Source organism: Pseudomonas sp. SM4 (assembly GCF_051913165.1).
In the GTDB taxonomy this organism is placed as follows: Bacteria; Pseudomonadota; Gammaproteobacteria; order Pseudomonadales; family Pseudomonadaceae; genus Aquipseudomonas.
Window position 1 is genome coordinate 204322 of sequence record NZ_JBODOE010000011.1, and the last position, 24264, is coordinate 228585.

Sequence of the window (24264 nt, forward strand, 5' to 3'; positions counted from 1 at the left end):
CGAACGGCGTGACCGGATCAGTTATTGAAGGCGTGGTGGTTCAAGCGCTTGGCCGTGTACATCGCTTGATCGGCATGCCGGAACAGTTGCTCCTCGCCACCGCCGTGCTCGGGGTAGCGGGCGACGCCGATACTCGGCTGGATGCGCAGGTTGTGGCCATCCAGACGCATCGGTTGTACCAGCACCTGTCGGATTTTTTCCGCCACGCTGTCGGCATCTTCAGCGGCATGAACACTGTGCAACAGCACGACGAACTCATCACCGCCAATCCGCGCAACCGTATCGGTTTCACGCACGCAGCCCTTGAGGCGATTGGCCACGGTTTGCAGGAGCATGTCGCCCACCGCATGACCGAACGTGTCGTTGACCTGCTTGAAGCGATCAAGGTCGACATACAGCAACGCCATATGCCCGGATTGCTCGCGGGCGCCGGTTAAAGCCGCCGTCAAACGCTCGCGCAACAACTCCCGATTTGGCAATTGCGTGAGCTGATCGTATTGCGCCATGCGCCGCAGTCGGGCGTGCAATTGTTGGCGTTCAATGGCGGTTGCAACCTGGGCGCAGACGTATTGCAGCAACTCCTTGTCCTGCTCGGTGTAGCGTTCGCCGCCGGGCAGGCTTTTGACGATCAACGCGCCGATGGTGCCGTTTTTCGAATTCAGGGGCACGCCGAGCCAGCAAGGCGAATTCTGCCCGGCGACCAGTGCGGCAAAATCAGCCGGGCAATCGTCGCTGTCGGGTGTCAGAAGAATCGGCTGACCGCTGCGGATCACTTCTGTGCACAAGCGCCCGGTGACGGTGCCGGGCTGCTCGGGCTGCAATTCGTGATCGTCGACGTGATAGGGAAAGTTCAGTTGCGCGCAGTGCTCGTCGTACAGCGCCACGGAGAAATTCAGCGCCGGCAACCATTCACCGATGATCAGGTGAATACGCCTGAACAGCGCCAGCAGATCCTCGGCGACATGGGCGGCTTCGGAAATCGCATACAACGCCGCCTGGCGTGATTCGGCCTGTTTGCGTTCGGTGATGTCGCGGGCCACGGCGATGCGCAGTTGATCGACTTCCGACCAGCGCGCCGACCACAGAATGTGCGCGACGCGACCGTCCTTGCGTACATAACGGTTTTCAAAGTTGTGTTTCGGCTCGCCGCCCATGATCTCGCTGGCGGCCGCAAGCGTGCGCTGTCGATCAGCCGGGTGCACCAGTTCGATCATCGGCCGACCGATCAATTCGTCTGGCGTGTAGCCGAAAATACGCTCGCAGGCAGCACTGACAAACACGAAGCGCCCCTGCTTGTCGACCGCACAAACGGCGTCCAGCAACAGGTCGATGTAACTCGCCAACGGCGCGGAATTTCGGCTTTCCATGGTTCAGCGTGGGTGTCCGGACAATGCAGCACTCATCAACCATCCCTGACCTTTTATTCACGCATCCCTGCACACACCATCAAGCCTTGTTCGGCATCAACCCCGGCAGCGCATGCATCAGCGCGTTGACGGCAAAACCGATGAACATCACGCCGCACAGGCGGGTAATGAGCAGTTCGTGACGCTGATACAGCGTGCGCACCCGCTTAGCGCCGACCACGCCAATGAGAATAGCGTAGGCAAGCAGTCCACCGAGAAAACTCAGGGCGATCAGCGCCGGCAACATCGACCAGTTGAGCAGTTCGGCGCGACTCGACAGCAGCGCTGTAAAGGTCGCCACCGCCACCGGATAAGCCTTGGGATTGGTCAAACCGAACAGAATCCCGTGCCAGAACGGCTGACGCGCCGCGCCCTGTGCCTCGTCGCCGCTACGGCGCTGGGCCCGCACCGCACGCCAGCCGAGCCAGAACAGGTACAGGCCGCTGAGCACGCCAAGCACATCGAACGCCGTGCTGCCGATTTCCCGGGCGCCGACAATCGCGATCAGCGCCGTGCTGCACCAGACCACATCACCGAGCAAATGCCCGCAAAGGAACCCGGCCCCGGCCCGCCGCCCATGCGCCGCGCCAATGCCGAACACCGCCAGCACACCCGGCCCCGGCGTAATGCCGTAAATAAAACCCGAGGCCAGAACGGCCATTAGCAAAGATGGAGTCATGGAAAACCTGCAAGCGCCAGAACACGTGGCGGCCAGTCTATATCAGCCAATTGCGCCTGATCACTGCTCGTCGTAAAAACGCATGCCGGCGTACGGTTTTTGCCGACACGCCGCCAGCCTCGACGCCAGATCGCCAACATGCAGCTCCAGTTTGTGGCCATCCGGATCGAGGAAGTAGAACGACGCACCTTCGCTGCGGTTGTCGCGCCATGCCTGCACGTTGGCCGCTTTTAGCCGCTGTACGAAATTCGCGAAGTCCGCGCTTTCCAGACTGAAGGCGTAGTGCGAGTAATCAGCGCCCGGCTCGGATTCTCGCAATGGATCCAGCGACAGACACAGCCACAGCCCCGGCAGCGACAGATACGCGCCGGCGTCCCACGTTGCCTCGACGCGCAATTGCAGTACATCGCGATAAAACGCCAGGCTGCGCTGCAGATCGCTGACCGCCAGGGTCAGGTGGTTGAGGCCGGTCAGCATGGATTCAGTAACCTCTGAAGTCCTCGGGGACGACGTATTGCTCGCCGTCGTAAGTCAGGGTGATCTGGGTTTTCTTCAGGTCAGTGGTTTTCGACACGCACTGGCCACCGGACTTGACCTCTTTCATTTTGCTGCCGCGGGTGGTGATGATCAAATCGGCGAAACCGTGGTGACTCGTTGGCGCAACGTCGAGCGTGCGGCGGACCTGATTTGCATACCCGCTACAGTCACCCATGAATTCACCGTTGTTTTTGAACACCACCAAGCCTTCCAGTACCGGACGCAGCGCATTGCCCTCGCGCACGTACAGGGTCAGATCGGTTTTCTCATAAGGCAGTGCGCTGGAACTGTGGCCGAACAATGAACGCACGCCGAAAGCCCGCACGTCGGGCGCCAGGCGATAGCGCGCGGTGTCAATGCGCAAATCATCCAGGCGAATGGCGTCGGAGTTGTAAGCGCCCGGCTTGTGGTAAGTGGCGATGGGCGCGGCGTTGCTGGCATTGACGATCGACAGGTCGAGATCGTACATCCCGGCATCGTCACTCCCGGCGTCGGCAAGGTACGTCGACTTGAGTGCAATCGCCTGATTCTGGAACGCCGGCCAGACTTTGCAGCGGGACAGCGACTTGCCGTCGAAGTCTTTGGTCTGGCAGGCGGCCTGGGCGGTCATCGTTAACAGTCCCAGGACGATGAAGGAGCCCAGCAATGTGTTACGTGAAATCATTGTTCTTCCTTGAATAAAAAACGGTTGTCTTAGATGCGCTTGAAGTCGGCGGGCAATTCATATTTTTTGCCGTCATAACGGATTGTCGTCAGGACAGGTTTTTGCGTGACGGTTTTCGATTCGCACACCTCTCTCTCACCGCTGCCAACGGTCGAGCTGCTGATCGTTTTAACGATCAGGTCGGCATAGCCATGCGTGCTGGTTTTGGCCAGCTCCAGCGTTCGCGACGTTTCATAACGCTCGCCCGCACAATTACCATCCCACTCACCGCCATACTCGTATACCACCAGACGATCCATGACCGGACGCAGTGTGTTGCCCTCTTTCACATAGAGCGACAACCAGGTTTCATCCAGAGGATTCACGCGCGAAGAGCCTTTGAAGCGCACTCGAACGCCAAACGCCTGCAATTGCGGCGCGAGCTTGTAGCGGGCAGTGTCTAATTTCAGTTCATCCAGCGCGATCGCATCGACAGAGAAGGCAGCAGGCTGATGAAACGTCGCCAACGGCTGCGAGTCGCTGCTCGCCCTCAGCGACAACCCGAGGTCGTAGACACCCACGGTCTCTGTTGCGCCGTACACCGGATCGGGCGAGAAATGGGCGGCGGCGGTGATCGTCAGACCTGGAAACGCCGGCCAGTCCTTACAAATGGAAAAATCCAGCGCTTGCGCCTTGGGTGCAGGCGTGCAATCGGCAAACGCCGGCCCCGCCATCAACCACGCCCACACCGCCGCACACCCGATCCAGCCAGACTTCACTGTCACTTTCCGCTCCTTGATGAGGTTTCAGCCGCGCACTATCCCCTGCTGTATCGACCCTTTCAACCGAATCATCAGCAAATCAAAACGCATTTGGTCTTACCCAGAAGACAAACGGGACTGGCCTCTCCTCGTATCACGCTGTAGCGTCTTGTATTACACACCACTACACCGCCATACACGGCGACTGCCGCCAAAAGCGTGGTAAATAACGCTCAGCTCGCCGCGACTATCCCTTCCTGAATTTTTTGATTCAACCAGTTCAACGCCTGATCTCCACCCCGGCGCTTATGCCAGGCCAGCACAAACGTGAACGGCGGAATCTCGAACGGTGGCGGCACCACGACCAGTGTCTGCTGATCAATGTCGCGCACACTTCGCGATGACACGGTCAAAATCAGGTCCGTGCCACTGATCAACTGCGGCGCGACGTTCCAATGCGGCAGGCTGATCGCGACGCGGCGACGTTCGCGCAATGAGGTCAGCGCGCGTTCGATTTCCGGGGTGCCGCTACCGCGCATTTCCAGCAAGGCGTGGGGGCGCGACAGGTAAGTGCGCAGGTCCAGATGACCGCTGGCCGGCAACGTCCGGCAATCCAGCAAGCACACGTAGCGTTCTTCGAACAGCAGCGTGCTGCGCAATTCGTGGGGCATTTCCGGGAAGACCCCGGCCGCCAAGTCGATATCGCCATTGAGCACGCCTTCAAGCATCCCTTCACGACTGGCATGGCTGATTTGCAAATCGATGCCAGGCGCCTCATGACGCAGGGTTCGGATCAGCGACGGGAGGATGATCGCCGCGCCATAGTCCGACATCGCCATCCGAAAAGTCCGTCGTGCACTGGCCGGATCGAAGGTGTTGGGCGCCAGCAGCGATTGCACTTGTGCCAGCGCCTCGGTCAACGGTGCGATCAGTTCCAGTGCTCGCGCAGTCGGCACCAGCGTCGAGCCAGCCCGTACCAGCAGCGGATCACCGAGCACGTCACGCAGACGCGCCAGCGCATGACTGACCGCCGGTTGGCTGAGGTGCAAGCGCTCGGCGGCGCGGGTGACGTGCTGTTCGCTAAGCAAGGCGTCGAGGATCACCAGCAGGTTGAGGTCGATGCGGCGTAGATCATTCATTTGATGCATGTTCTGGATGACGAAACGGAATTTAAATCTGCGCGACGAATACTCTAGAGTCCAGCAAAACCTGTTGGAGAGTGAACATGAGTACGTTGCAGTGGGCCGGGTTGTTGGCGTTGGCCGCGTTTGCCGGGGCGGTGGTGCCGTTCCAGGGTGCGATCAACAGCAATCTGGCGCGCGGCTTGGGCCATCCGCTGTGGGCGACATTGGCCTCGTTGTTGGTGAGTGTGTTGGTGTTGTTACCGGTGATTCTGCTGTTGCGTTTGCCGCTACCGTCGATGGCGTTTATCAGCAAAGCGCCGTTGTGGATGTGGGCCGGTGGTGCGTTTGGCGTGTGTTTTGTCGCGCTGGCGGTGGTGTTGCTGCCCAAGCTCGGGGCTTCGGGATTCATTGCCTTGGCGCTGGCCGGACAGGTGCTGGCTTCGATGCTGCTGGATCACTTCGGGTTGTTCGGGTTGCTGGAGAAACAGCTGACGCTGCCACGGGTGTTTGGGGCGCTGTTGTTGATTGCGGGGGTGGGGTTGATTCAGTTTGGCCATTCACCGGGAAAGGTTTTGGCAGCGCAATAAGATCAAAAGATCGCGGCCTTCGGCAGCTCCTACATTGACCGGATCATGTAGGAGCTGCCGAAGGCTGCGATCTTTTCAGCGGCTCAATATTTGTCGAGTGTGCGCAGTTTCTGCGGCAACCCCCATAGCAGCAACGCCGCCGCGATCAATGCCGCGACACCGATGACATACAGCGCCGGCGTGGTGCTGCCGGTGAGGTCCCTGATGCGCCCGACCATGACCGGGCTGACGATCCCGCCGAACTGCCCCAGGGTGTTGATCACCGCAATCCCGCCGGCGGCACCTGCGCCAGCACCGGCCAGCAACTTCGGTGGCAAGGTCCAGAAGCTCGGGATCGCAGCGATGATGCCCGCACCGAGCAAGCCGAGGGCGACAATCAGGAACGTGGTGTGGTCAGCAAAAATCCCCGCGCTGAAAAAGCCGATTGCACCGACCACCACCAGCCCCGCGACAAACTTGCGCCGCTCCCCGGTGGCGTCCGATAGCCGGCCGATGACGACCATGGTGATCGCGCCGCAGATGTACGGGATGGCCGTCAGCAGCCCGATCATCACCGGGCTCTCGGTACCGGCGCTGCGGATCAATTGTGGTGCCCAGAAATTCAGGCCGTAGGAGGCGACCTGAATCAGAAAGTAGATCAGACCCAAGGTCAGGAAACCCGGAATTCTCAGCGCCGCCAGCAACGAACCGCCGCTCTTGTGCGGCTCGTGATGGGCGATACGGCTGGAGAGCAGTTTTTTCTCCTCGGCAGTCAACCAATGCGCGTCTTCGATGCGGTCCTTGAGCAGCATCAACACCAGGAAACCGAGGCCGACACACGGCACGCCGCCGAGCAGAAACAACCAGTGCCAGCCGCGCATTTGCAGCACGCCGTCGAGGTGTTCCAGCACCAGGCCGGAGAACGGCGCACCGACCAGACCGGCAAACGCCGAGGCCAGAAACAGCATTGAGGTGATACGTCCACGGAAGTGCTGCGGGAACCACAGCGTCAGGTAATACAGCACGCCCGGGGCAAACCCGGCCTCCATCGCGCCGATCAGAAAACGCAGCGCGTAGAACTGCCATTCACTGGTCACGAAGACCATCAGTGCCGTCGCCACGCCCCACGACATCATGATCCGGGCGATCCAGCGGCGCGCGCCGACCTTGTACAACATCATGTTGCTGGGCACTTCGAACAACACATAACCGACCACGAACAGCCCGGCGCCGAGACCGTACGCGGTGTCGCTCAGGCTCAGGTCGGCTTGCAGCTGGAATTTGGCGAAGCTGATGTTGATGCGGTCGAAAAAGGCGAACAGGTAACACACCATGATCAGCGGCATCAGGCGCCAGGCGACTTTGCTGACCAGGGCTTTTTCGGCATCGTGATCGACGGACGAGCTTGCGCCCGCCTCCATTACATTGAGGCTCATAGCTTTTCTCCAGGCGGACTGCCGGTGGGCGTCCGATTGTTTTTGTTGTCTGGTTTGGTTTTTAACTGTAGGAGTGAGCCTGCTCGCGATGGCGATGGGTCAGTCGACATCCGTGCTGGATGACAGACCGCAATCGCGAGCAGGCTCACTCCTACAGGGGAATGGCGGTGTTCAGGTGGGAATGGGGTGCAGGTCGCAATTGCGCCCGGCCTTGGCCAATTGGCCGGGGACTTCGTGGCCAAGCAACGCGGGCAGACCGCGCGACAATTGCAATAACAGCGGCAAATCAATGCCGGTGTGAATACCGATCTCATCGCACAGATTCACCAGATCTTCCGTGCAGATATTGCCCGACGCCCCCGGCGCAAACGGGCAACCACCGAGGCCGCCAAGCGCCGCGTCGAATCGCCGGGCACCGGCCTCGTACGCTGCCAGCACATTGCACAAACCCAGACCGCGAGTGTTGTGAAAGTGCAGGGTCAGGTCGGCCGCTGAAACCCGCTGCAACACCCGTCGCACCAAGCGATCGACCTGACGCGGATTGGCCATGCCGGTGGTGTCGGCGAGGGTGATGCCCTGAATGCCGAGTTCCTGATAGGCGTCGAGGATTTGCAGCACGCGATCCTCGGCGATCTGGCCCTCGAACGGGCAACCGAACGTCGTCGCAATGCTGCCATTGAGGCGCACGCCCGAGCCGCTGGCGAACGCGACGATGTCGCCGAACGCCGCCAGTGAATCTTCGCAACGCATGCGCATGTTGGCGAGGTTGTGGGTCTGGCTGGCAGACATCACCAGGTTCAGTTCATCGGCCCTCGCCTCCAGTGCGCGCTGTGCGCCTTTGAGATTGGGGATCAGCGCCACGTAAATCAGCCCCGGCTGGCGTTCAATGCCTTTGAACACCTGCTCGCCGTCACGCAGTGCCGGAATGGCTTTGGGCGAGACGAACGAACCGGCCTCGATGCGGCTGAAACCGGCCAGCGACAGCTGATCGATCAGCGCGATCTTGTCAGCGGTTTCCACCCAGGTCGGCTCGATCTGCAAGCCGTCGCGAGGCGAAACTTCCTGGACGATCAACGTTTGCGAATAGTCCGTGATCATTGCACCACCCCTTGGCTTTTCAGGCGTTCGATGTCGAGTTCAGTCAGGCCGAGACCGGCAAGGATACCGTCGGTGTGCTGGCCGAGGGTCGGCCCCGACCAGTTCACGCCGCCGGGGGTTTCCGACAGTTTCGGGACGATGCCGGGCATCTTCACCGTTGCACCGCCCGGCAGTTCGGCGTTGAGCAACATCTCCCGCGCCTGATAGTGCGGATCGGCAACAATGTCGGCGACCGAGTAGATGCGTCCAGCCGGGACTTCGGCGGCTTCGAGGGCGGCAAGTACGTCGTTGATCGGCAGGCTGCTGGTCCAGTGGGTGATGGCCGCATCGAGCATTCCGCTCTTGGCTGCGCGACCGTCGTTGTGGGCGAACTCCTCGGCGTCGGCCAGATCGCTGCGGCCAATGGTCTGCATCAGCCGCTTGTAGATCGGGTCGCTGTTGCCGGCGATCACCACGTAGGCGCCGTCAGCCGTCAGATAGGTATTGGAGGGGGCAATGCCCGGCAACGCGCCGCCACTGCGTTCGCGGACATGGCCGAGCATGTCGTATTCCGGCACCAGACTTTCCATGACGTTGAACACACTTTCGGCCAACGACACATCGACCACCTGACCGCCGCCCTGCCCGGTCTTGACCCGCAGCAGCGACATCAAGGCACCGATCACCGCGTGCAGCGAGGCCAGTGAATCGCCGAGGCTGACGCCCACTCGCGCCGGCGGCGAACCGGGCGTGCCAGTGGTGTAGCGAATGCCGCCCATCGCCTCGCCGATCGCACCGAAACCCGGGCGGTCGCGGTACGGGCCGGTCTGGCCGTAGCCGGAAATGCGCACCAGGGTGAGGTTGGGATTGAGTGCGTGGAGCACGTCCCAGCCGAGGCCGAGTTTCTCCAGGGCGCCGGGACGCAGGTTTTCGATGATCACGTCGGCGTCGCGGGCCAGTTGCTTGACCAGTTCGATGCCTTCAGCGGATTTAAGGTTGAGCGCCAGCGACTTCTTGTTGCGCGATTGCAGGTACCACCACAGTGAGGTGCCTTCGTGCAGTTTGCGCCATTTGCGCAGCGGGTCGCCCTGACCCATGGCTTCGATCTTGATCACCTCGGCGCCGAACTCGGCGAGCATGCGCGCGGCAAACGGCGCAGCGATGAGGGTGCCGATCTCGATCACTTTGATCGCACTCAAGGGGGCAGTCATTGTGGGGTACCTCTTGTTCTTGGAATATGCGGCCAAGGCTAGAGGACACTGCGCGGATCAATCCAACCTTCACTCGGCAACACGCGTTCGCGAACTGCGAACGCACCGCCCTCCCCCTGTAGGAGCTGCCGAAGGCTGCGATCTTTTGATCTTGCTCTTAAAACAACAGATCAAAAGATCGCAGCCTTCGGCAGCTCCTACAGGGGGGATGTGGGGTGGGTGTGGGTGGATCAGTGGCGCAAATGCTCGAACAACAATCGGCTGACGGGCGACAATCCCACCTCATCGCGCACCACCACAATCAGCGCGCGATCCGACCAGTCATCGGTCAGCGGCACCGCGTGCAGCCCCAGCGCCTGGCCGAACAATTCATACGCCCGCTGCGGCAAAATCCCGATGCCCATGTTGGCCTGGACCATCCGGCACACCGCATCAAACCCTGGCACATGGATGCGAATGCGCAGGACCTTACCGGCCTGGCGTGCCGCCGCGTGGGTGCGCATGTTGATCGAACTGGCGGCGTGCAAACCGACGTAATCACTGTCCAGGGTTTCGGCGAACGCCACGCACGCACGCGCCGCCAAAGGATGTTCGGGCAACATCACGACGACCAGTTTGTCCTCGCGGTAGAGCACGCTGTGCAGGCCTTTGGTGTCGCTGTCGTTGGAACAGATACCAAGATCCGCGACACCGTCGAGTACACCCTGAATCACCCCGGCGCTGGGCCGTTCTTCCAGATCGGTCTTGACCTGCGGATGCCGCGCCGAGAAGTCGCGCAGGTCTTCGGGGAGGAACTGAATGATCGCCGACAGGTTCGCTAGCATGCGTACATAACCGCGCACACCGTGGCTATGCTCGCCCAGTTCCAGGCCCATTTTTTCGACGTTGAACAGCATCTGCCGCGCATGGTGCAGCAACGTTTCACCGGCCGGCGTCAGGGTCATGCCTTTGGCCTGGCGCACGAACAGGCTGATGCCCAGCGCCTCCTCCAATTCCATCAGACGCTTGCTGGCCGCCGACACCGCAATGGCTTCGCGCGAGGCGGCGCGGGTCAGCGTGCCCTCTTCGTGCACGGCGACAAACAGTTGCAGGGTGATCAGATCGAGGCGGCGAATCAGGCTTTTCTGCAGCATGGAAGGCTCGCTGGCGGAGTTCGTTCGAGTCGGCAGGATAGCCCGGTTTTTGTTGAAGTCGGACATGTGATTAATCCGCAGACTTTCGCGGCTTCGCCCTACAAACAAAACTCCATCGCCTCTCAGGATTAGCGGAAACGGCCGATTTTTAGCCGACTTTGCGCTCTGTAAAGTCTGGCAATACACACAAATTGCAACACCCCATGGATCGCTACGCTCAAGGAATGTCGCCTGTGAATCTGCCGTTGCCCAGCCTCAACCTGTATTCCAACTACCGCAAAGTCATTGCCCTGGCCGATTACGATTGGGACATCGCCGAACTCGGCAAAGTCGCCGGGCTCAATGTCCAAGTGCAAGGTGCCAACCGCCTGCTCGATCAGTACGGTCGTGAATTGCATCACTTCTGTACCACCTCTTATCTGGGCCTCGACCACCACCCGGCCCTGCTTGAAGGCGCCATTGCCGCGCTGCGCGAAACCGGCAGCCTGCGGGTCGCCAACTCGAAGAACCGCTGCAAACTGGCGATTCTGGAGCAATACGAAACCGAACTGTCGCAGCTGTTCGGTGCGGTCTGCCTGAGCACCTTGTCTTGCAGCGCGGCCAGCGCCGGCATCCTGCCGTTGCTGGCCAGCGGCATTTTCACCGAGGGGCAGCCACCGGTGATGGTGTTTGATCGCATGGCGCATTACTCGATGAGTCACTTGAAAGCGGCCTGCGCCGATGAAACCCGGGTGATCACCGCGCCGCACAACGACATGGATTTTCTCGAACGGACCTGCCAGCAGCACGCCCGTGTCGCCTATGTCGCCGACGGCGCCTACAGCATGGGCGGCGTCGCCAACATGGAAGGCCTGCTGTACCTGAAGGATCGCTATGGGCTGTTTCTGTACCTGGATGATTCCCACGCCTTGTCTGCCGTGGGCCAGCAAGGCGCCGGCCTGGTACGTCCGCAAGTAACGGCGCTGGAGGACGACTGCCTGATCGTCGCCTCACTGGCCAAATCGTTTGGCGCCAGCGGTGGGTTGGTCATGCTCGGCAACGCGCGGCAGAAAAAACTCATCCAGCGCTACGGCGGGCCGAGCAACTGGTCGCAAAGTCTCAACTGCGCGGCGATCGGCGCCGGGCGGGCCTCGATCCGTCTGCATCGCAGCGCAGAATTCGCCACGTTGCAGGCGAGCCTGCAGGCTAATATCCGCCTGTTTGACAGCCTGATCAGCACCGAGCAATGCCACAGCAACATGGCCATCCGCCTGATCAAATGCGGCCAGGCGGCGGTGGCTAATCGTATTGCCAGTGAGTTGGCCGAGCAGGGATTTTTCACCAGCGCGGTGTTTTTCCCAGTGGTCGTGCAAGGCAAGGCGGCCATCCGGATTACCCTGCGCGCCGATATGTCGCCAGCACTGATCCGGCGCTTCTGCGAAGTGATGACCGAGCTGTTGCGCACCCACCGTTGCGATGTCGACGACTGAAACAGGGCCGATTGATGAACGCCAGCGTCACCCTCCTGATCACCTGTAGCACGGTGTTTCTCGCCCAGTTGGGCATGAGCCTTTACCTGCCGGCGCTGCCGGAGATCGCCCGCTCTCTGCAGGCTGAACCTGCGCAGGTGTCGTGGGGATTGGCGCTGTACCTGATCGGCATGGCGCTGCCGATGTTGAGTTGGGGCAGCCTGGCCCAGCGCATCGGGCGCAAACCGGTGTTGCTGGCAGCGCTGGGCATTTACGGGCTGGCCAATCTGGCGTTGCCGTTGGGTTCGACGCTGGAGGCGTTTTTACTCCTGCGCCTGCTGCAAGGTATCGGCGCGAGCGGCATTTCCGTGATGGCGCGGGTGCTGATCCGCGACAGTTTTCGCGGTGCTTTGCTGGCCAAGGCGTTGTCGTGGATTTCGATTTCATTCGTGGTGGCGCTGGGCATCTGCCAGTACCTGGGCTCGATCATCGAGGTGACGCTCGGGTGGCAGGCGATCTTCTATTTGCTGGGCGTAACGTGCCTGTTGATGGCGCTGATCGTGTCGCGCGTGCAGTTTCCGACACTGGCCGACGAACCGGCCACCGACTCATCCTGGTCGGTGTACCGGCAGATTTTGCTCCATCGGGCGTTCCTGCTGCCGGCACTGGCCGGAGGTTTGGGCTATGGCGTGATCATCGCTTTCAACACGGCAGCGCCATTGATTCTGCAGGGGCCGTTCGCTTGGTCGACGGTGGATTACGGCTTGCTCGGCTGGCCGATCAGTGCGGCGTATTTTCTCGGTGCGCTGGCGGTCAATCACTTCGTGTTGCGCACCGGTCAGGCGTGGTTGATGACCGTTGGCGTCGGTCTAGTGTTGGCCGGTAGCGCCGTGATGCTGCTGGGCAGTCTGGCAGCCAGTTCCATCGCGCTACTGTTTTGGCTGCCGTATTGCGTGGCGGTGTTCGGGCAGTCGTTGAACTACCCGATCAGCCTGTCACGCGCCAACGATGGCGCGCCGGTTGCCGGTGCTTTTGCGATGGCGCTGAGCGGCTTCATTCATCAATTGATGGCGGCGATCATTGGCGCGATGGCCAGTCTGATCGCCAGCCCAGAGGCGTGGCCGTTGTCGCTGCTGTGCACGATGCTGGCCGTCGGCGCGATGCTCTGCGTGAAGTTCGCGCCCGGGGATCCCAAGCGTTAGAAGGCGTTGCGGAAAATTTCCTCGATCTGCCGTTGATCCGCCGCGCGCGGGTTGGTAATGCCGCAGGCGTCTTTGAGTGCGTTAGTGGCGAGGATCGGGATGTCGCTGAGTTTGGCGCCGAGTTCGCGCAGACCGCTCGGGATGTCGACGTCTTTGGCCAAGGTGCGGATCGCCGTGATCGCCGCCTGGGCGCCCTCTTCCGGACTGAAGCCGCGAATATCCGCGCCCATCGCGTGCGCCACATCGGTCAGGCGATCCGCACAAACCAGCGCGTTGAATGTCTGCACATGCGGCAGCAGCACGGCGTTGCACACCCCGTGGGGCAAGTCGTAGAAACCGCCCAACTGATGCGCCATCGCATGCACGTAACCGAGCGAGGCATTGTTGAACGCCATGCCGGCGAGGAACTGCGCGTAGGCCATGTTCTCCCGCGCGGCGAGGTCGCTGCCGTCGCGCACGGCCAGGCGCAAATTGTTGCTGATCAGGGTCATGGCCTTCAGCGCGCAAGCGTCGGTGATCGGGTTGGCGGCGGTCGAAACGTAAGCCTCGATCGCATGGGTCAACGCGTCCATGCCGGTGGCGGCGGTCAGGCCTTTGGGCATCGCGACCATCAGCTGCGGGTCGTTGACCGACAGCAGCGGCGTGACGTTGCGGTCGACGATGGCCATTTTTACGTGGCGCGATTCGTCGGTGATGATGCAGAACCGCGTCATCTCGCTGGCGGTGCCGGCGGTGGTGTTGATGGCGATCAGCGGCAGTTGCGGTTTGCTCGATTGATCGACGCCTTCGTAATCGCGAATTTCACCGCCGTTGGTCGCACAGAGGGCAATCCCCTTGGCGCAATCGTGAGGCGAACCGCCGCCCAGCGAGACGACAAAATCGCAGCGACTTTCCTTGAGCAAGCCCAGCCCGGACTCGACGTTGGCGATACTCGGGTTCGGCTTGGCGCCGTCGAAAATCACCGAGTCGATGTCCTGCATCGCCAGTTTCTCGGCGAGCATGGTGGCCACGCTGGCCTTGGCCAGCCCCGCGTCGGTGACGATCAGCGCCTTGCGAAAACCGTAGTTGCGAATCGCGACCATGGCTTCGTCGAGGCAGCCGTTGCCCATGATGTTTACCGCCGGAATGAAAAAGGTACTGGTCATGCGCACGTCTCCTGACAGGGGCCGAATCGACTGCTCCGGTTCGGCGGATGCACACAGGATCGACCGATCGGTCACCGTCGATGTTGATCTGGCTCAATGCCCGCTCGTGATAAAGTCGCCGCCCATCAGCCCCTATGTTTTGAGACCTCCTACGCAATGACCGATTTTCTGGATGTCGACGCCTCCCTCGAAGACTGGAACGCCCTGCGCGCCACAGCCGAGTTCAACGGCCTGCTGGTGGGCAATGGCGCCAGCCGTGCGGTGTGGGACGATTTTGGCTACGACTCGCTGTTCGAAAACGCCCGCACCGTGGAAGAGAAACCGCTGAGTGCCTCGGAACTGGCCGTGTTTGACGCGATGCAGACGCGCAGCTTCGAGCAAGTGCTCGGCGCACTGAAAACCACCAGCCGGGTCAACAAGGCGCTGGCCGTCAGCTCCGCCGCGCCGCGCAATCGCTACTACGCGATCAAGGAAGCGCTGATCAACACCGTGCACGCGGTACACATTCCGTGGCGACTGGTGAAAGCCTCGACGCTGGCGACGCTCAATGAAGAGCTGGCGCGCTATCGCACGGTGTTCACCACCAATTACGACTTGCTCAACTACTGGGCGCTGCAACACCAAAGCGAGGCCATCGACGACCTGTTCAACGGCGCCAATGCGAGTTTCGACCTGAGCGAAAGCGCCACCGCCAAACCGCGTTTGCTGTACCTGCACGGTGGCCTGCACCTGGTGCGCAATCAGGATGGCACGGCGCGCAAACTGACCTCGACCGAGGGCACGTTGCTCGGCAGCTTCGCCATCAACAATACGATCAAGACGCTGGATGACGTGCCGCTGTTCGTCACTGAAGGGCCGAGTGCGGACAAGCTCAAAACCATTCGCAGCTCGGATTACCTGTCGTTTTGTTATGAGCAGTTGTTGGGGCATGACGGCGGTTTGTGCATCTTTGGTCATGCCTTGGGCGAGCAGGATGCGCACATCGTTCGCGCGCTGCGCTTGGCGAAACCGAAGACTGTGGCTATCTCGATTTATCCGCGCAGTGCGGCGTTTGTGCAGCATCAGAAGCGGTATTACGCGCAGGTGTTTGACGGGACGGGGGCTGAGTTGCGGTTTTTTGATGCGAAGACGCATGCGTTGGGCAGCCCGAAATTGTCGGTACCGGTCGAGGTTTGAAGCAAGATCAAAAGATCGCAGCCTCCGGCAGCTCCTACAGTTGCAATGCGTTCCCCTGTAGGAGCTGCCGAAGGCTCGGGCCGCGTTCGGACGATCTTTTGATTTCAGGGTTCATTCTTCGGCGCTGTGCACCACCACCAGCAACTGCGCCTGCACCTCGCCGACCGAGCGGATCCGGTGCGGTTTCTGCGCATTGAAATGCAGCGCATCACCGCGTTGCAGCAGCACTTTCTCGTTCATGAAATCCACTTCCACCTGCCCTTCGTGAACGAACAGAAACTCCTCGCCCAAATGCTCCTTGAAGGTCTTGTCGCTGAACTCGCTCGGCGGATAGATGATGAACGGCAGCAAATTACGCTCGCTGACCTGGTGCGCCAGCACCGCATACCCCGGGCTCTGATCATTGGCGGCCAGTGACTGACGTTCATGGCTGCGCACCAGACTGTAGCTGTCGAGGCTAACGTTGTCTTCGGAGAACAATTCCTCGACCTTCACGTTCAGCGCTTTCGCCAGTTTCAACGCGGCAGCAATCGACGGTGTGTTCAACCCGCGCTCGACTTTCGACAGATAACTCTTGGTCATGCCAGATTTTTCGGCCAGTGCCTCAAGGGTTACGCCAAGTTTTTTTCTCAATAATTTCAAACGGATAGACATGCGCAGCGGTTATTCCATCAAGGAAGCGACGATTTGTGCTTGCCAATGACACTTTGTGTCATATAGCCTCTTTCGTGTCATTTGCAATCACCCAAAGGACACAGACATGGCCAAGACATTAGCACTACCCAAAGACCAACTGGTCAAGCAAGCGCTGACCCAGATGCAAAAAAGCCTTGCGGATAATACGTGGACAGACCGGCAAAAGCTGGCTTTGACCTGCCGGATTCTGTTCGAGAACGGTCACGACTCAGGCCTGGCCGGACAAATCACTGCCCGTGGCCCGCAGCCCGGCACCTATTACACTCAGCAATTGGGCCTGGGTTTCGACGAAATCACCGCGAGCAATCTGCTGCTGGTCAACGAGGATCTGGAGGTGCTCGAAGGTCACGGCATGGCCAACCCGGCCAACCGTTTTCACAGCTGGGTGTACCGCGCCCGGCCGGACGTCAACTGCATCATCCACACCCACCCGACGCACGTTGCCGCGTTGTCGATGCTCGAAGTGCCGCTGCAGATTTCCCACATGGATCTGTGCCCGCTGTACGACGACTGCGCGTTTCTCGAAGGCTGGCCGGGCGTGCCGGTGGGTAACGAAGAAGGTGAATTGATTGCCGGTGCGCTGGGCGACAAACGCGCGATCCTGCTTTCGCACCACGGTCAGCTGTCGACCGGCACGACCATTGAAGAGGCCTGTGTCATCGCTCAATTGATCGAACGTGCGGCGAAGTTGCAGTTGCTGGCGATGGCGGCAGGCACGATCAAACCGATCATCCCCGCGCTGGGCCGCGAAGCCCATGACTGGATCGCCAAGCCGAAACGCCACGCCGCCGCCTTCAACTATTACGCCCGGCAGAACCTGCGCCAACACGCCGATTGCCTGAACTGAAACCCTCTTACGGAGACGCTCCCATGTCCAACATTCACGGCATCATCGGCTACACCATCACCCCGTTCAGCGCCAATGGCGAAGGGCTGGATCTGCCGGCACTCGGCCAATCGATTGACCGCTTGATCGCCAGCGGCGTCCACGCCATCGCGCCATTGGGCAGCACCGGCGAAGGCGCTTACCTGAGCGATGCGGAGTGGGACCAAGTCGCCGAATTCAGTATCAAGCACGTGGCCAAACGGGTGCCGACCATCGTCAGTGTGTCCGACCTGACCACCGCCAAAGCCGTGCGCCGCGCACGTTTCGCCGAAGCCCATGGCGCCGATGTGGTGATGGTGCTGCCGGCGTCGTACTGGAAGCTCAGCGAGGCGGAAATTCTCGCGCATTACCGCGCCATCGGCGAGAGCATCGGCGTGCCGATCATGCTCTACAACAACCCGGCCACCAGCGGCACCGACATGTCGGTCGAGCTGATTCTGCGCATCGTCAACGCCGTGGAAAACGTCACCATGGTCAAGGAGAGCACTGGCGACATCCAGCGCATGCACAAGCTGCAATTGCTCGGCGAAGGTCAGGTGCCGTTCTACAACGGCTGCAATCCGCTGGCACTGGAGGCGTTTGCCGCCGGGGCGAAAGGTTGGTGCACAGCAGCGCCGAACCTGATCGCGCAACTGAATCTGGACCTTTATGACGCGGCCATGGCCGGCGACCTGGATCGGGCGCGCGACCTGTTCTACCGCCAGTTGCCGTTGCTGGACTTCATCCTCAAGGGTGGGCTGCCGGCAACCATCAAGGCCGGGCTGCGTGCAACCGGGCTGGAGGTGGGCGAACCGCGCTTGCCGGTGTTCCCGCTGAACGAGCCCGGCCGCGCTCACCTCAACGACCTGCTGAAAACCCTGCGCTAACCACCCCTGTAGGAGCTGCCGCAGGCTGCGATCTTTTGATCTTGAAAACAGAATCAAAAGATCGCAGCCTGCGGCAGCTCCTACATTATCGGTGATCAGAGGCTGGCGGCGCGTTGCATGGCTTCACGGTTGAACGGTTGATCCTTGAGCACCTGCGCGATAAACGCATCACTGATCAGACGCACATGCTCCATCTGGCCTCCAGACGGATTGACCAGACCACGCCAGGCGCTGGAATGGTTGTTCACCGCGTACACACCCAACACTTCCTTGCCGTGGCTCAGACTGAATACCACCGTGCTGTCCCAACTGACCGGCACCGGCACAATGAACATCGTCAAGGCGCTCAAAAACATCTGTGGCTGCAAGCCGCCGATGTCGCTGTTGGCGATCACCAGCACGTTGTAACCGTCCTCGCTGCGTCCAGCCTTGACCTCGTCGAAGGTGCCGCGATGGCGCAATTCGTCGCGCAGCATCCAGCTCGGCAGCCCGATGACGTTGACGCTGATCGCCGGCAAGCGTTCGCTGTAATCGACCTCCGGTGTCTTCAGACTGTGGGTGGTCTGACAGCCGCCCAGCAGCAAGAGCATTCCGAGTAACAGAGCATGAATACGCATTAGAGTTTTCCTGACAGCATGGCTTTATAAACAGAGGCGCTGGGGCCGTTTTCTTCGCGGATGAACGGCGTCGCGGTGTACAGGTTCGGCATGTCCAGACGCTGCAGGCCTGGCACTTGCGGATACTTGGCGCGCACCAGCGCCGCGTCGCGCTCAAGGTGATCGCTGTGCAAAAACAGGCACGTCATGTCGCGACCGAGCAGACAGCCAGCGCGGAAATCACCGATGTAATAGGCTTTGCCAGCGTCCAGTTGCAGGCCAATGGTGAAGTCTTCACGGCTCCACGACAGCGACTGGCCGCGATCGAAACGCACGTTATAGATTTCGTAGCGTCCGGGTTTCAGCGGCATGACAAACAGCGTGCCGATCCCGTGACCGGTCTCGCGCACGTCGCGCTCGGTGCGAGCATAAAACTCGTTGTGCAACCGCGCCGTGGCGAAGTCATCGCTGCCACGTTTGCGGATCATCAGCATCTGGTCATGAGCGCCGAATTTGGCCTTCGGCCAGATACCGACCACGCCCACCAGATAAGCCACGCCGGAATCGGCGGTCGAGCTGAGTTCGTCATCAATCTGGGTCGGGGACAGGCTGTAGCAGCCGCTCAAGCCGAGCAGCACGGTCAGGACAGCAAAAAAACGCATCATCAGCGGAAAAACTCTCGCGGGTAAACAAATCAGACACGCACGAAAGAGTTCTTCAGATCGCCCCTTCCATGGATTGGCGGCGAAGGATACGCAAAATGATGGCACATTGCCAGAATTCGGGCGCCATTGCTTTGGCGCACGAATACCAGAGGGATGTTCAGAGCACTGGCAGGGTCTTGTCTTTGATTACCTTGGTCGGGCCATTGACCTTGACGCTGGCGATGCCTTTATCGCAGGCAGCGTCTGAGGAATAAGCCTCGCTGCTGCCAATGATCTGGTGATTGGCGGCTTTGAGATTGAAGTACGGATGCCCGTCCTTCGTCGACTTCTTCTCGTAGCGTTCATCCAGCGGGCTGTTGCTCTGCACTGACGCAATGCCGCCCTCGGCCGCCGCGCGGGTGGTGTACAGCTCGCTGGTCAGAATCGTTTCGGCATTCGCCGCTTTCAGCACGAACCGGAACTGGCCGTTGCTGCTTTTACTCAATTCATACCATCCGGACATGCTCGTTTCTCCTGGGCGATTGAGGGATTTCGCGCTTCAGAGTAAAGACCAGCCAAGCGAATCTGTCGCCTATACCAGCCCCATCGCGGGCAAGCCCGCTCCCACAGGGTACGAGGCACACACGATACCTGTGGGAGCTGGCTTGCCAGCGATAGGATCAACCCGGTCTGGACTATTTCACCTGCGCCCGCACCACCGACAACGCCGGCACAGTAACCCGCCGCTGGCTCAGATAGCGCATGCAACTCACGCGCAGGAACGAGGCAAAATTCACCACTTCACCGCGATAATCCATCACCTCTTCATACAGCTTGGCGATCAATTGGTTGGTGCTCATGCCGTCGACCTCGGCAATCTCGCTGAGGATGTCCCAGAACTGATTTTCCAGGCGCAATGTCGTCACTACGCCGCAGATGCGCAGCGAGCGCGAGCGTGACTCGTAGAGAATCGGGTCAGCCTTGACGTAGAGCTCGCACATGGGCGAAACCTCGTTTACAGGGTGATTTTCGTGCCGAGCAAGCCAAGGAAACCGGCCAGCCAGTTCGGATGCGCCGGCCATGCCGGGGCTGTCGCCAGATTGCCTTGAACGTGGCCATCCGTCACTGCGATGTCGATGTACGTACCGCCCGCCAGTCGCACTTCCGGGGCGCAAGCCGGATAGGCGCTGCACTCACGTCCTTCGAGCACACCCGCTGCGGCCAGCAGTTGTGCGCCGTGGCAAACGGCGGCGATCGGTTTGCCGGCCTTGTCGAAGGCGCGCACCAGGTCGAGGACTGTGTCGTTGAGGCGCAGGTATTCCGGCGCACGGCCGCCGGGGATCAACAGCGCGTCATAGTCGGCCTCGCGGGCCTTGGCGAAGTCGAAGTTGAGGGCGAACAGGTGACCGGGTTTTTCGCTGTAAGTCTGATCGCCTTCGAAGTCATGGATCGCAGTGCGCACGGTGCTGCCAGCCGCTTTGTCCGGGCACACGGCGTGGACGGTATGCCCGACCATTTGCAGGGCCTGGAACGGCACCATCACTTCGTAGTCTTCGACGTAATCGCCAACCAGCATCAGGATTTTTTTCGCGGCCATGGGGAGGACTCCTCTGGGAAATGCTTGGGAGTATTGAAGGTAGACCTATTCGACAGTGACGGGTAACAACGGGCTACTACTGTAGGAGCTGCCGAAGGCTGCGATCTTTTGATCTTGATCTTAAAAACAGGATCAAAAGATCGCAGCCTTCGGCAGCTCCTACGTGGCGGGGATTACCCGCAACTGTACGGATAAGTAAGTGCCTAGCTGTAACAGCCACAACCCCCCGGTTTATGGCTTGATGAAGGTCACTCTCAACCCCTACGATTCTGGTCCCCATCATGTCCTCGCGCGAAAATACCGGCATGGCCCTCGGCCTGCTCGGCGTGGTGATTTTCAGCCTCACCCTGCCCTTCACCCGCATCGTGGTGCAGGAACTGCATCCGCTGCTCAACGGTTTGGGACGCGCGTTGTTCGCGGCGATTCCGGCAGCGTTGCTGTTGTTGTGGCGTCGCGAGAAATGGCCGACCTGGCGACAAGTCAAAGGCCTGAGCCTGGTGATCGCCGGGGTGATTCTCGGGTTCCCGGTGTTGTCGGCGTGGGCGATGCAAACGCTGCCGGCGTCCCACGGTGCATTGGTCAATGGCTTGCAACCGCTGTGCGTGGCGCTGTACGCGGCATGGCTGTCCCACGAGCGGCCGTCAAAAGCCTTCTGGGCCTGCGCGGCATTGGGCAGTGCGTTGGTGCTCGGTTATGCGCTGTATAGCGGCGCGGGCAGCATTCAGGCCGGGGATTTGTTGATGCTCGGGGCGATTGCGGTCGGCGGCCTGGGTTACGCCGAAGGTGGCCGGTTGGCCAAGGAGATGGGCGGCTGGCAGGTGATCTGCTGGGCGCTGGTGCTGTCGACGCCGCTATTGATCGGGCCCGTTTTGTACTTGGCACTGCAGCATCAAGGCGCGGTCTCGACCAAAGCCTGGTGGGCGTTTGGCTACGTCGCCCTGTTCTCGCAGTTTCTCGGGTTCTTTGCCTGGTATGCCGGGCTGGCCATGGGCGGCATTGCCCGGGTCAGTCAGATCCAGTTGCTGCAGATCTTCTTCACCATCGCGTTCTCGGCGTTGTTCTTCGGTGAGCACGTCGAGCCGATTACCTGGGTGTTTGCCTGCGGGGTGATTGCGACCGTGATGCTCGGTCGTAAAACCGCCGTGCAACCGGCCCGCATAGCCAGCGTATGAATGGTTGATCGGTTGATCGGTTGAACGGTTGAACGGTTGAACGGTTGAACGGTTGAACGGTTGAACGGTTGATTATGTAGGAGCTGCCGAAGGCTGCGATCTTTTGATTTTGTTTTTGAAGATCAAAAGATCGCAGCCTTCGGCAGCGCCTACAGGATGTGTATTCCAAGGCAATAATCGTCAGGCCAGGTAGCCGTCGGCGCGCAGCAGGGTTTCCAGGCAGTGCTCGCTGATGTGGTAGAACGCCTTCAACTCGGCAATCTTCACCAACAGCTGCGCGGGGTCGACCGGCTCGGCGCGCTTCACCGCAAGAATCATCTTGTTCTTGTTGGTGTGATCGAGCGAGATGAATTCGAACACCTTGGTTTCATAACCACACGCCTCAAGGAACAATGCGCGCAAGCTGTCAGTGACCATTTCCGCCTGCTGGCCCAGGTGCAAACCGTATTGCAGCATCGGCTTGAGCAGCGCCGGGCTCTGGATTTGCAGGCGAATCTGTTTGTGGCAGCACGGCGAGCACATGATGATCGACGCCCCCGAACGAATGCCGGTGTGGATCGCGTAGTCGGTAGCGATGTCGCAGGCATGCAGGGCGATCATCACGTCCAGTTCGCTCGGCGCGACGCTGCGCACATCACCGCACTTGAACACCAGCCCCGGATGATCGAGTTTCGCCGCCGCAGCGTTGCACAGGTTGACCATGTCCTCGCGCAGCTCGACGCCGGTGACTTCGCCCTCGGCCTTTAAGGTGTTGCGCAGGTAATCGTGAATCGCAAAGGTCAGGTACCCCTTGCCCGAACCGAAGTCGGCCACGCGTACCGGTTTGTCCAGCGCCAGCGGCGACGAGGTCAGCGCGTGGCTGAACACTTCGATGAACTTGTTGATCTGCTTCCACTTGCGCGACATCGCCGGAATCAGCTCTTGCTGCGCGTTGGTCACGCAGAGGTCCTTGAGGAACGGTCGGCTCAGTTCGAGAAAACGGTTTTTTTCACGGTTATGCTCGGCAGACGGCGCTTCGCGCAATTGCTGCGGTTGGCTCTTGAACAGCGAACTCTTGCCCTTTTTGCTGTATTCGAGCTGAGCTTCGTCAGTCACAGTGAGCAAATGCGCATTTTTGAACGCAGTCGGCAGCAGCGCGGCAATCGTCGCTACGGCTTCACTCAGCGGCAGGTTTTTGGTGATGTCGCGGGTTTTGTAGCGATAGACGAAGGACAGGTTCGGCTGCGCCTTGACCGTCACTGCTTTGATGATGACCCGTTGCAAATCCGCTTCTTCACCGACGTATTTGGCCAGCACCAGTTTGATGAAACCGTTCTGGTCGAGGCTGGTCTGCAGCAGCTCGATGAACTGGGCGTGGTGATCGGGTGCAGGCTTGGTGGACGGCGCGGTAACGGACATGGAAAAGCGGCCTCGGACGGGCGAAATCGGGAATGGCGGGTATTTTAGGGGGGATGGGGGTTGGGGACACCCTCTTATTTACCCAACGGCACAATCCATTGTGGCGAGGGGATTTATCCCCGCTCGGCTGCGCAGCAGGCGCAAAATCTGAATGTCTGCTTTGATTGACACATCGCATGGGGCCGCTTCGCAGCCCAACGGGGATAAATCCCCTCGCCACAGGGGACTGCTGAGCCTGGGAGAATCAGGCCAACACCACCAACCGATTCGGTAATTCATTGCGTACCTGCGTCACCGGCACATGCACTTTCAGCAACTCCCCACACGCCTCGATACACGTCACAAACCCCTCCAGCGTCTGCCCCTGCCGCACCTGCTCGGTAAACGCCGCGACAATCGCATCCCAACGCTTGTTGTCCAGCCGACTGGAAATCCCCTCATCCACCAGAATCTCCACATACCGCTCCGCCTCGCAGACAAAAATCAGCATGCCGGTGCTGCCCACCGTGTGATGCAGGTTCTGCTCGAGAAACTGCCTGCGCGCCAGGTTCGACGCACGCCAATGGCGTACGCGACGCGGCACCAGATGCGTGGTGATTTTCGGCAAACGAAACAGCAGGCACAGCACGATAAATGCGCCCCACTGCACCAGCAGCAGACTGTGCAGGGTCAGCCAACCGGTCAGGTAATGCACGACACCCGGCACCACCAGCGCCAGCAAACTCGCCCACAGCAGCGGGATGTACGCGTAATCGTCGGCGCGCGCCGCGAGTACTGTCACCAGTTCGGCGTCGGTGTCGCGCTCGACCCGGGCAATGGCCTCGGCGACTTTGCGTTGTTGATGTTCGGTCAGTAGTGCCATGTC

General features: G+C 60.4%; 26 protein-coding genes. 7 read left to right on the top strand and 19 right to left on the bottom strand.

Annotation, left to right across the window (positions count from 1 at the left end):
• Window positions 1-17: 17 nt before the first annotated feature.
• From ACQ4MY_RS21065 to ACQ4MY_RS21090, 6 genes are all read right to left on the bottom strand, one after another.
• Complete coding sequence (locus ACQ4MY_RS21065; RefSeq protein ID WP_440096347.1) at window positions 18-1367, bottom strand: diguanylate cyclase domain-containing protein; 1350 nt, start codon at window positions 1365-1367, stop codon at window positions 18-20.
• 79 nt (window positions 1368-1446) lie between these two features.
• On the bottom strand, window positions 1447-2085 hold the full coding sequence (locus tag ACQ4MY_RS21070; RefSeq protein WP_008076879.1) for a LysE family translocator: 639 nt from the start codon (window positions 2083-2085) through the stop codon (window positions 1447-1449).
• Window positions 2086-2145: 60 nt separating this feature from the next.
• On the bottom strand, window positions 2146-2562 hold the full coding sequence (gene fos / locus ACQ4MY_RS21075; protein WP_440096348.1) for a fosfomycin resistance glutathione transferase: 417 nt from the start codon (window positions 2560-2562) through the stop codon (window positions 2146-2148).
• Between the two features lie 4 nt (window positions 2563-2566).
• The gene (locus ACQ4MY_RS21080) at window positions 2567-3286 is read right to left on the bottom strand and encodes a hypothetical protein (protein WP_440096349.1); all 720 of its coding nucleotides are present in this window, start codon (window positions 3284-3286) and stop codon (window positions 2567-2569) included.
• Window positions 3287-3315: 29 nt separating this feature from the next.
• A complete protein-coding gene (locus tag ACQ4MY_RS21085) occupies window positions 3316-3999 on the bottom strand; it encodes a hypothetical protein (RefSeq protein ID WP_052635239.1) in 684 nt (227 codons plus the stop codon).
• Window positions 4000-4259: 260 nt separating this feature from the next.
• Window positions 4260-5174, bottom strand: a complete 915-nt coding sequence (locus ACQ4MY_RS21090) for a LysR substrate-binding domain-containing protein (RefSeq protein ID WP_440096350.1) — start codon at window positions 5172-5174, stop codon at window positions 4260-4262.
• Window positions 5175-5251: 77 nt separating this feature from the next.
• Here ACQ4MY_RS21090 and ACQ4MY_RS21095 point away from each other — a divergent pair, with 77 nt between their 5' ends.
• A complete protein-coding gene (locus ACQ4MY_RS21095) occupies window positions 5252-5737 on the top strand; it encodes a DMT family transporter (RefSeq protein ID WP_008076869.1) in 486 nt (161 codons plus the stop codon).
• 83 nt (window positions 5738-5820) lie between these two features.
• On the opposite strand, the gene ACQ4MY_RS21100 is transcribed toward ACQ4MY_RS21095, so the two are convergent.
• The 4 genes from ACQ4MY_RS21100 to ACQ4MY_RS21115 all read right to left on the bottom strand — a co-directional run bounded on the left by ACQ4MY_RS21100 (window position 5821) and on the right by ACQ4MY_RS21115 (window position 10573).
• Window positions 5821-7152 carry an MFS transporter gene (locus ACQ4MY_RS21100; protein ID WP_008076867.1) on the bottom strand — a complete coding sequence of 444 codons (1332 nt, stop codon included), beginning with the start codon at window positions 7150-7152 and terminating at the stop codon, window positions 5821-5823.
• Between the two features lie 171 nt (window positions 7153-7323).
• Complete coding sequence (locus tag ACQ4MY_RS21105; protein ID WP_440096351.1) at window positions 7324-8250, bottom strand: hydroxymethylglutaryl-CoA lyase; 927 nt, start codon at window positions 8248-8250, stop codon at window positions 7324-7326.
• Window positions 8247-9440 (bottom strand): CaiB/BaiF CoA transferase family protein, encoded by a 1194-nt coding sequence (locus ACQ4MY_RS21110; protein WP_008076863.1) that lies wholly within the window; start codon window positions 9438-9440, stop codon window positions 8247-8249. Before ACQ4MY_RS21110 ends, ACQ4MY_RS21105 begins: the two co-directional genes overlap by 4 nt.
• Window positions 9441-9670: 230 nt before the next feature.
• Entirely contained in the window at window positions 9671-10573 is a 903-nt protein-coding gene (locus ACQ4MY_RS21115) for a LysR substrate-binding domain-containing protein (RefSeq protein WP_045122879.1), read from the bottom strand.
• A gap of 224 nt (window positions 10574-10797) precedes the next feature.
• On the opposite strand from ACQ4MY_RS21115, the gene ACQ4MY_RS21120 reads away from it, so the two are divergent.
• Together ACQ4MY_RS21120 and ACQ4MY_RS21125 are read left to right on the top strand one after the other, a co-directional pair.
• Window positions 10798-12042: an aminotransferase class I/II-fold pyridoxal phosphate-dependent enzyme gene (locus ACQ4MY_RS21120; protein ID WP_440096352.1), complete on the top strand. Its 1245-nt coding sequence runs from the start codon at window positions 10798-10800 to the stop codon at window positions 12040-12042.
• 14 nt (window positions 12043-12056) lie between these two features.
• The gene (locus tag ACQ4MY_RS21125; protein WP_440096353.1) at window positions 12057-13223 is read left to right on the top strand and encodes an MFS transporter; all 1167 of its coding nucleotides are present in this window, start codon (window positions 12057-12059) and stop codon (window positions 13221-13223) included.
• Here ACQ4MY_RS21125 and yiaY read toward each other — a convergent pair.
• Entirely contained in the window at window positions 13220-14368 is a 1149-nt protein-coding gene (gene yiaY, locus ACQ4MY_RS21130; RefSeq protein WP_440096354.1) for an L-threonine dehydrogenase, read from the bottom strand. The genes ACQ4MY_RS21125 and yiaY overlap by 4 nt on opposite strands.
• Window positions 14369-14524: 156 nt before the next feature.
• Here yiaY and ACQ4MY_RS21135 point away from each other — a divergent pair, with 156 nt between their 5' ends.
• Window positions 14525-15544 (top strand): DUF4917 family protein, encoded by a 1020-nt coding sequence (locus ACQ4MY_RS21135; RefSeq protein ID WP_440096356.1) that lies wholly within the window; start codon window positions 14525-14527, stop codon window positions 15542-15544.
• Window positions 15545-15655: 111 nt separating this feature from the next.
• Here ACQ4MY_RS21135 and ACQ4MY_RS21140 read toward each other — a convergent pair whose 3' ends face one another.
• Window positions 15656-16198 carry a helix-turn-helix domain-containing protein gene (locus ACQ4MY_RS21140; protein ID WP_008076856.1) on the bottom strand — a complete coding sequence of 181 codons (543 nt, stop codon included), beginning with the start codon at window positions 16196-16198 and terminating at the stop codon, window positions 15656-15658.
• Between the two features lie 106 nt (window positions 16199-16304).
• Between ACQ4MY_RS21140 and ACQ4MY_RS21145 the strand changes: the two genes are divergently transcribed.
• Window positions 16305-17087 carry an aldolase gene (locus ACQ4MY_RS21145; RefSeq protein ID WP_008076855.1) on the top strand — a complete coding sequence of 261 codons (783 nt, stop codon included), beginning with the start codon at window positions 16305-16307 and terminating at the stop codon, window positions 17085-17087.
• Window positions 17088-17110: 23 nt separating this feature from the next.
• Window positions 17111-17992 carry a dihydrodipicolinate synthase family protein gene (locus ACQ4MY_RS21150; protein ID WP_440096357.1) on the top strand — a complete coding sequence of 294 codons (882 nt, stop codon included), beginning with the start codon at window positions 17111-17113 and terminating at the stop codon, window positions 17990-17992.
• 95 nt (window positions 17993-18087) lie between these two features.
• Here ACQ4MY_RS21150 and ACQ4MY_RS21155 read toward each other — a convergent pair whose 3' ends face one another.
• The 5 genes from ACQ4MY_RS21155 to ACQ4MY_RS21175 form a co-directional block, all read right to left on the bottom strand.
• Window positions 18088-18609, bottom strand: a complete 522-nt coding sequence (locus tag ACQ4MY_RS21155; RefSeq protein WP_008083146.1) for a hypothetical protein — start codon at window positions 18607-18609, stop codon at window positions 18088-18090.
• Entirely contained in the window at window positions 18609-19253 is a 645-nt protein-coding gene (locus tag ACQ4MY_RS21160; RefSeq protein ID WP_440096358.1) for a hypothetical protein, read from the bottom strand. The genes ACQ4MY_RS21155 and ACQ4MY_RS21160 overlap by 1 nt, the downstream gene beginning before the upstream one ends.
• Before the next feature lie 157 nt (window positions 19254-19410).
• Entirely contained in the window at window positions 19411-19755 is a 345-nt protein-coding gene (locus tag ACQ4MY_RS21165) for a YegP family protein (protein ID WP_158829338.1), read from the bottom strand.
• A 172-nt stretch (window positions 19756-19927) separates the two neighbouring features.
• Window positions 19928-20233, bottom strand: coding sequence for a ribbon-helix-helix domain-containing protein (locus ACQ4MY_RS21170; RefSeq protein WP_440096359.1), 306 nt, complete (start codon window positions 20231-20233; stop codon window positions 19928-19930).
• Window positions 20234-20247: 14 nt separating this feature from the next.
• A complete protein-coding gene (locus tag ACQ4MY_RS21175; RefSeq protein WP_008083139.1) occupies window positions 20248-20829 on the bottom strand; it encodes a DJ-1/PfpI family protein in 582 nt (193 codons plus the stop codon).
• 281 nt (window positions 20830-21110) lie between these two features.
• On the opposite strand from ACQ4MY_RS21175, the gene ACQ4MY_RS21180 reads away from it, so the two are divergent.
• A complete protein-coding gene (locus tag ACQ4MY_RS21180; protein WP_440096360.1) occupies window positions 21111-22001 on the top strand; it encodes a DMT family transporter in 891 nt (296 codons plus the stop codon).
• Window positions 22002-22181: 180 nt separating this feature from the next.
• Here the strand turns inward: ACQ4MY_RS21180 and ACQ4MY_RS21185 are convergent, their stop codons facing one another.
• Both ACQ4MY_RS21185 and ACQ4MY_RS21190 read right to left on the bottom strand, forming a co-directional pair.
• Window positions 22182-23399 carry a class I SAM-dependent methyltransferase gene (locus tag ACQ4MY_RS21185; RefSeq protein ID WP_440096361.1) on the bottom strand — a complete coding sequence of 406 codons (1218 nt, stop codon included), beginning with the start codon at window positions 23397-23399 and terminating at the stop codon, window positions 22182-22184.
• Between the two features lie 244 nt (window positions 23400-23643).
• Window positions 23644-24261 (bottom strand): TPM domain-containing protein, encoded by a 618-nt coding sequence (locus ACQ4MY_RS21190; protein WP_440096362.1) that lies wholly within the window; start codon window positions 24259-24261, stop codon window positions 23644-23646.
• Window positions 24262-24264 lie beyond the last annotated feature (3 nt).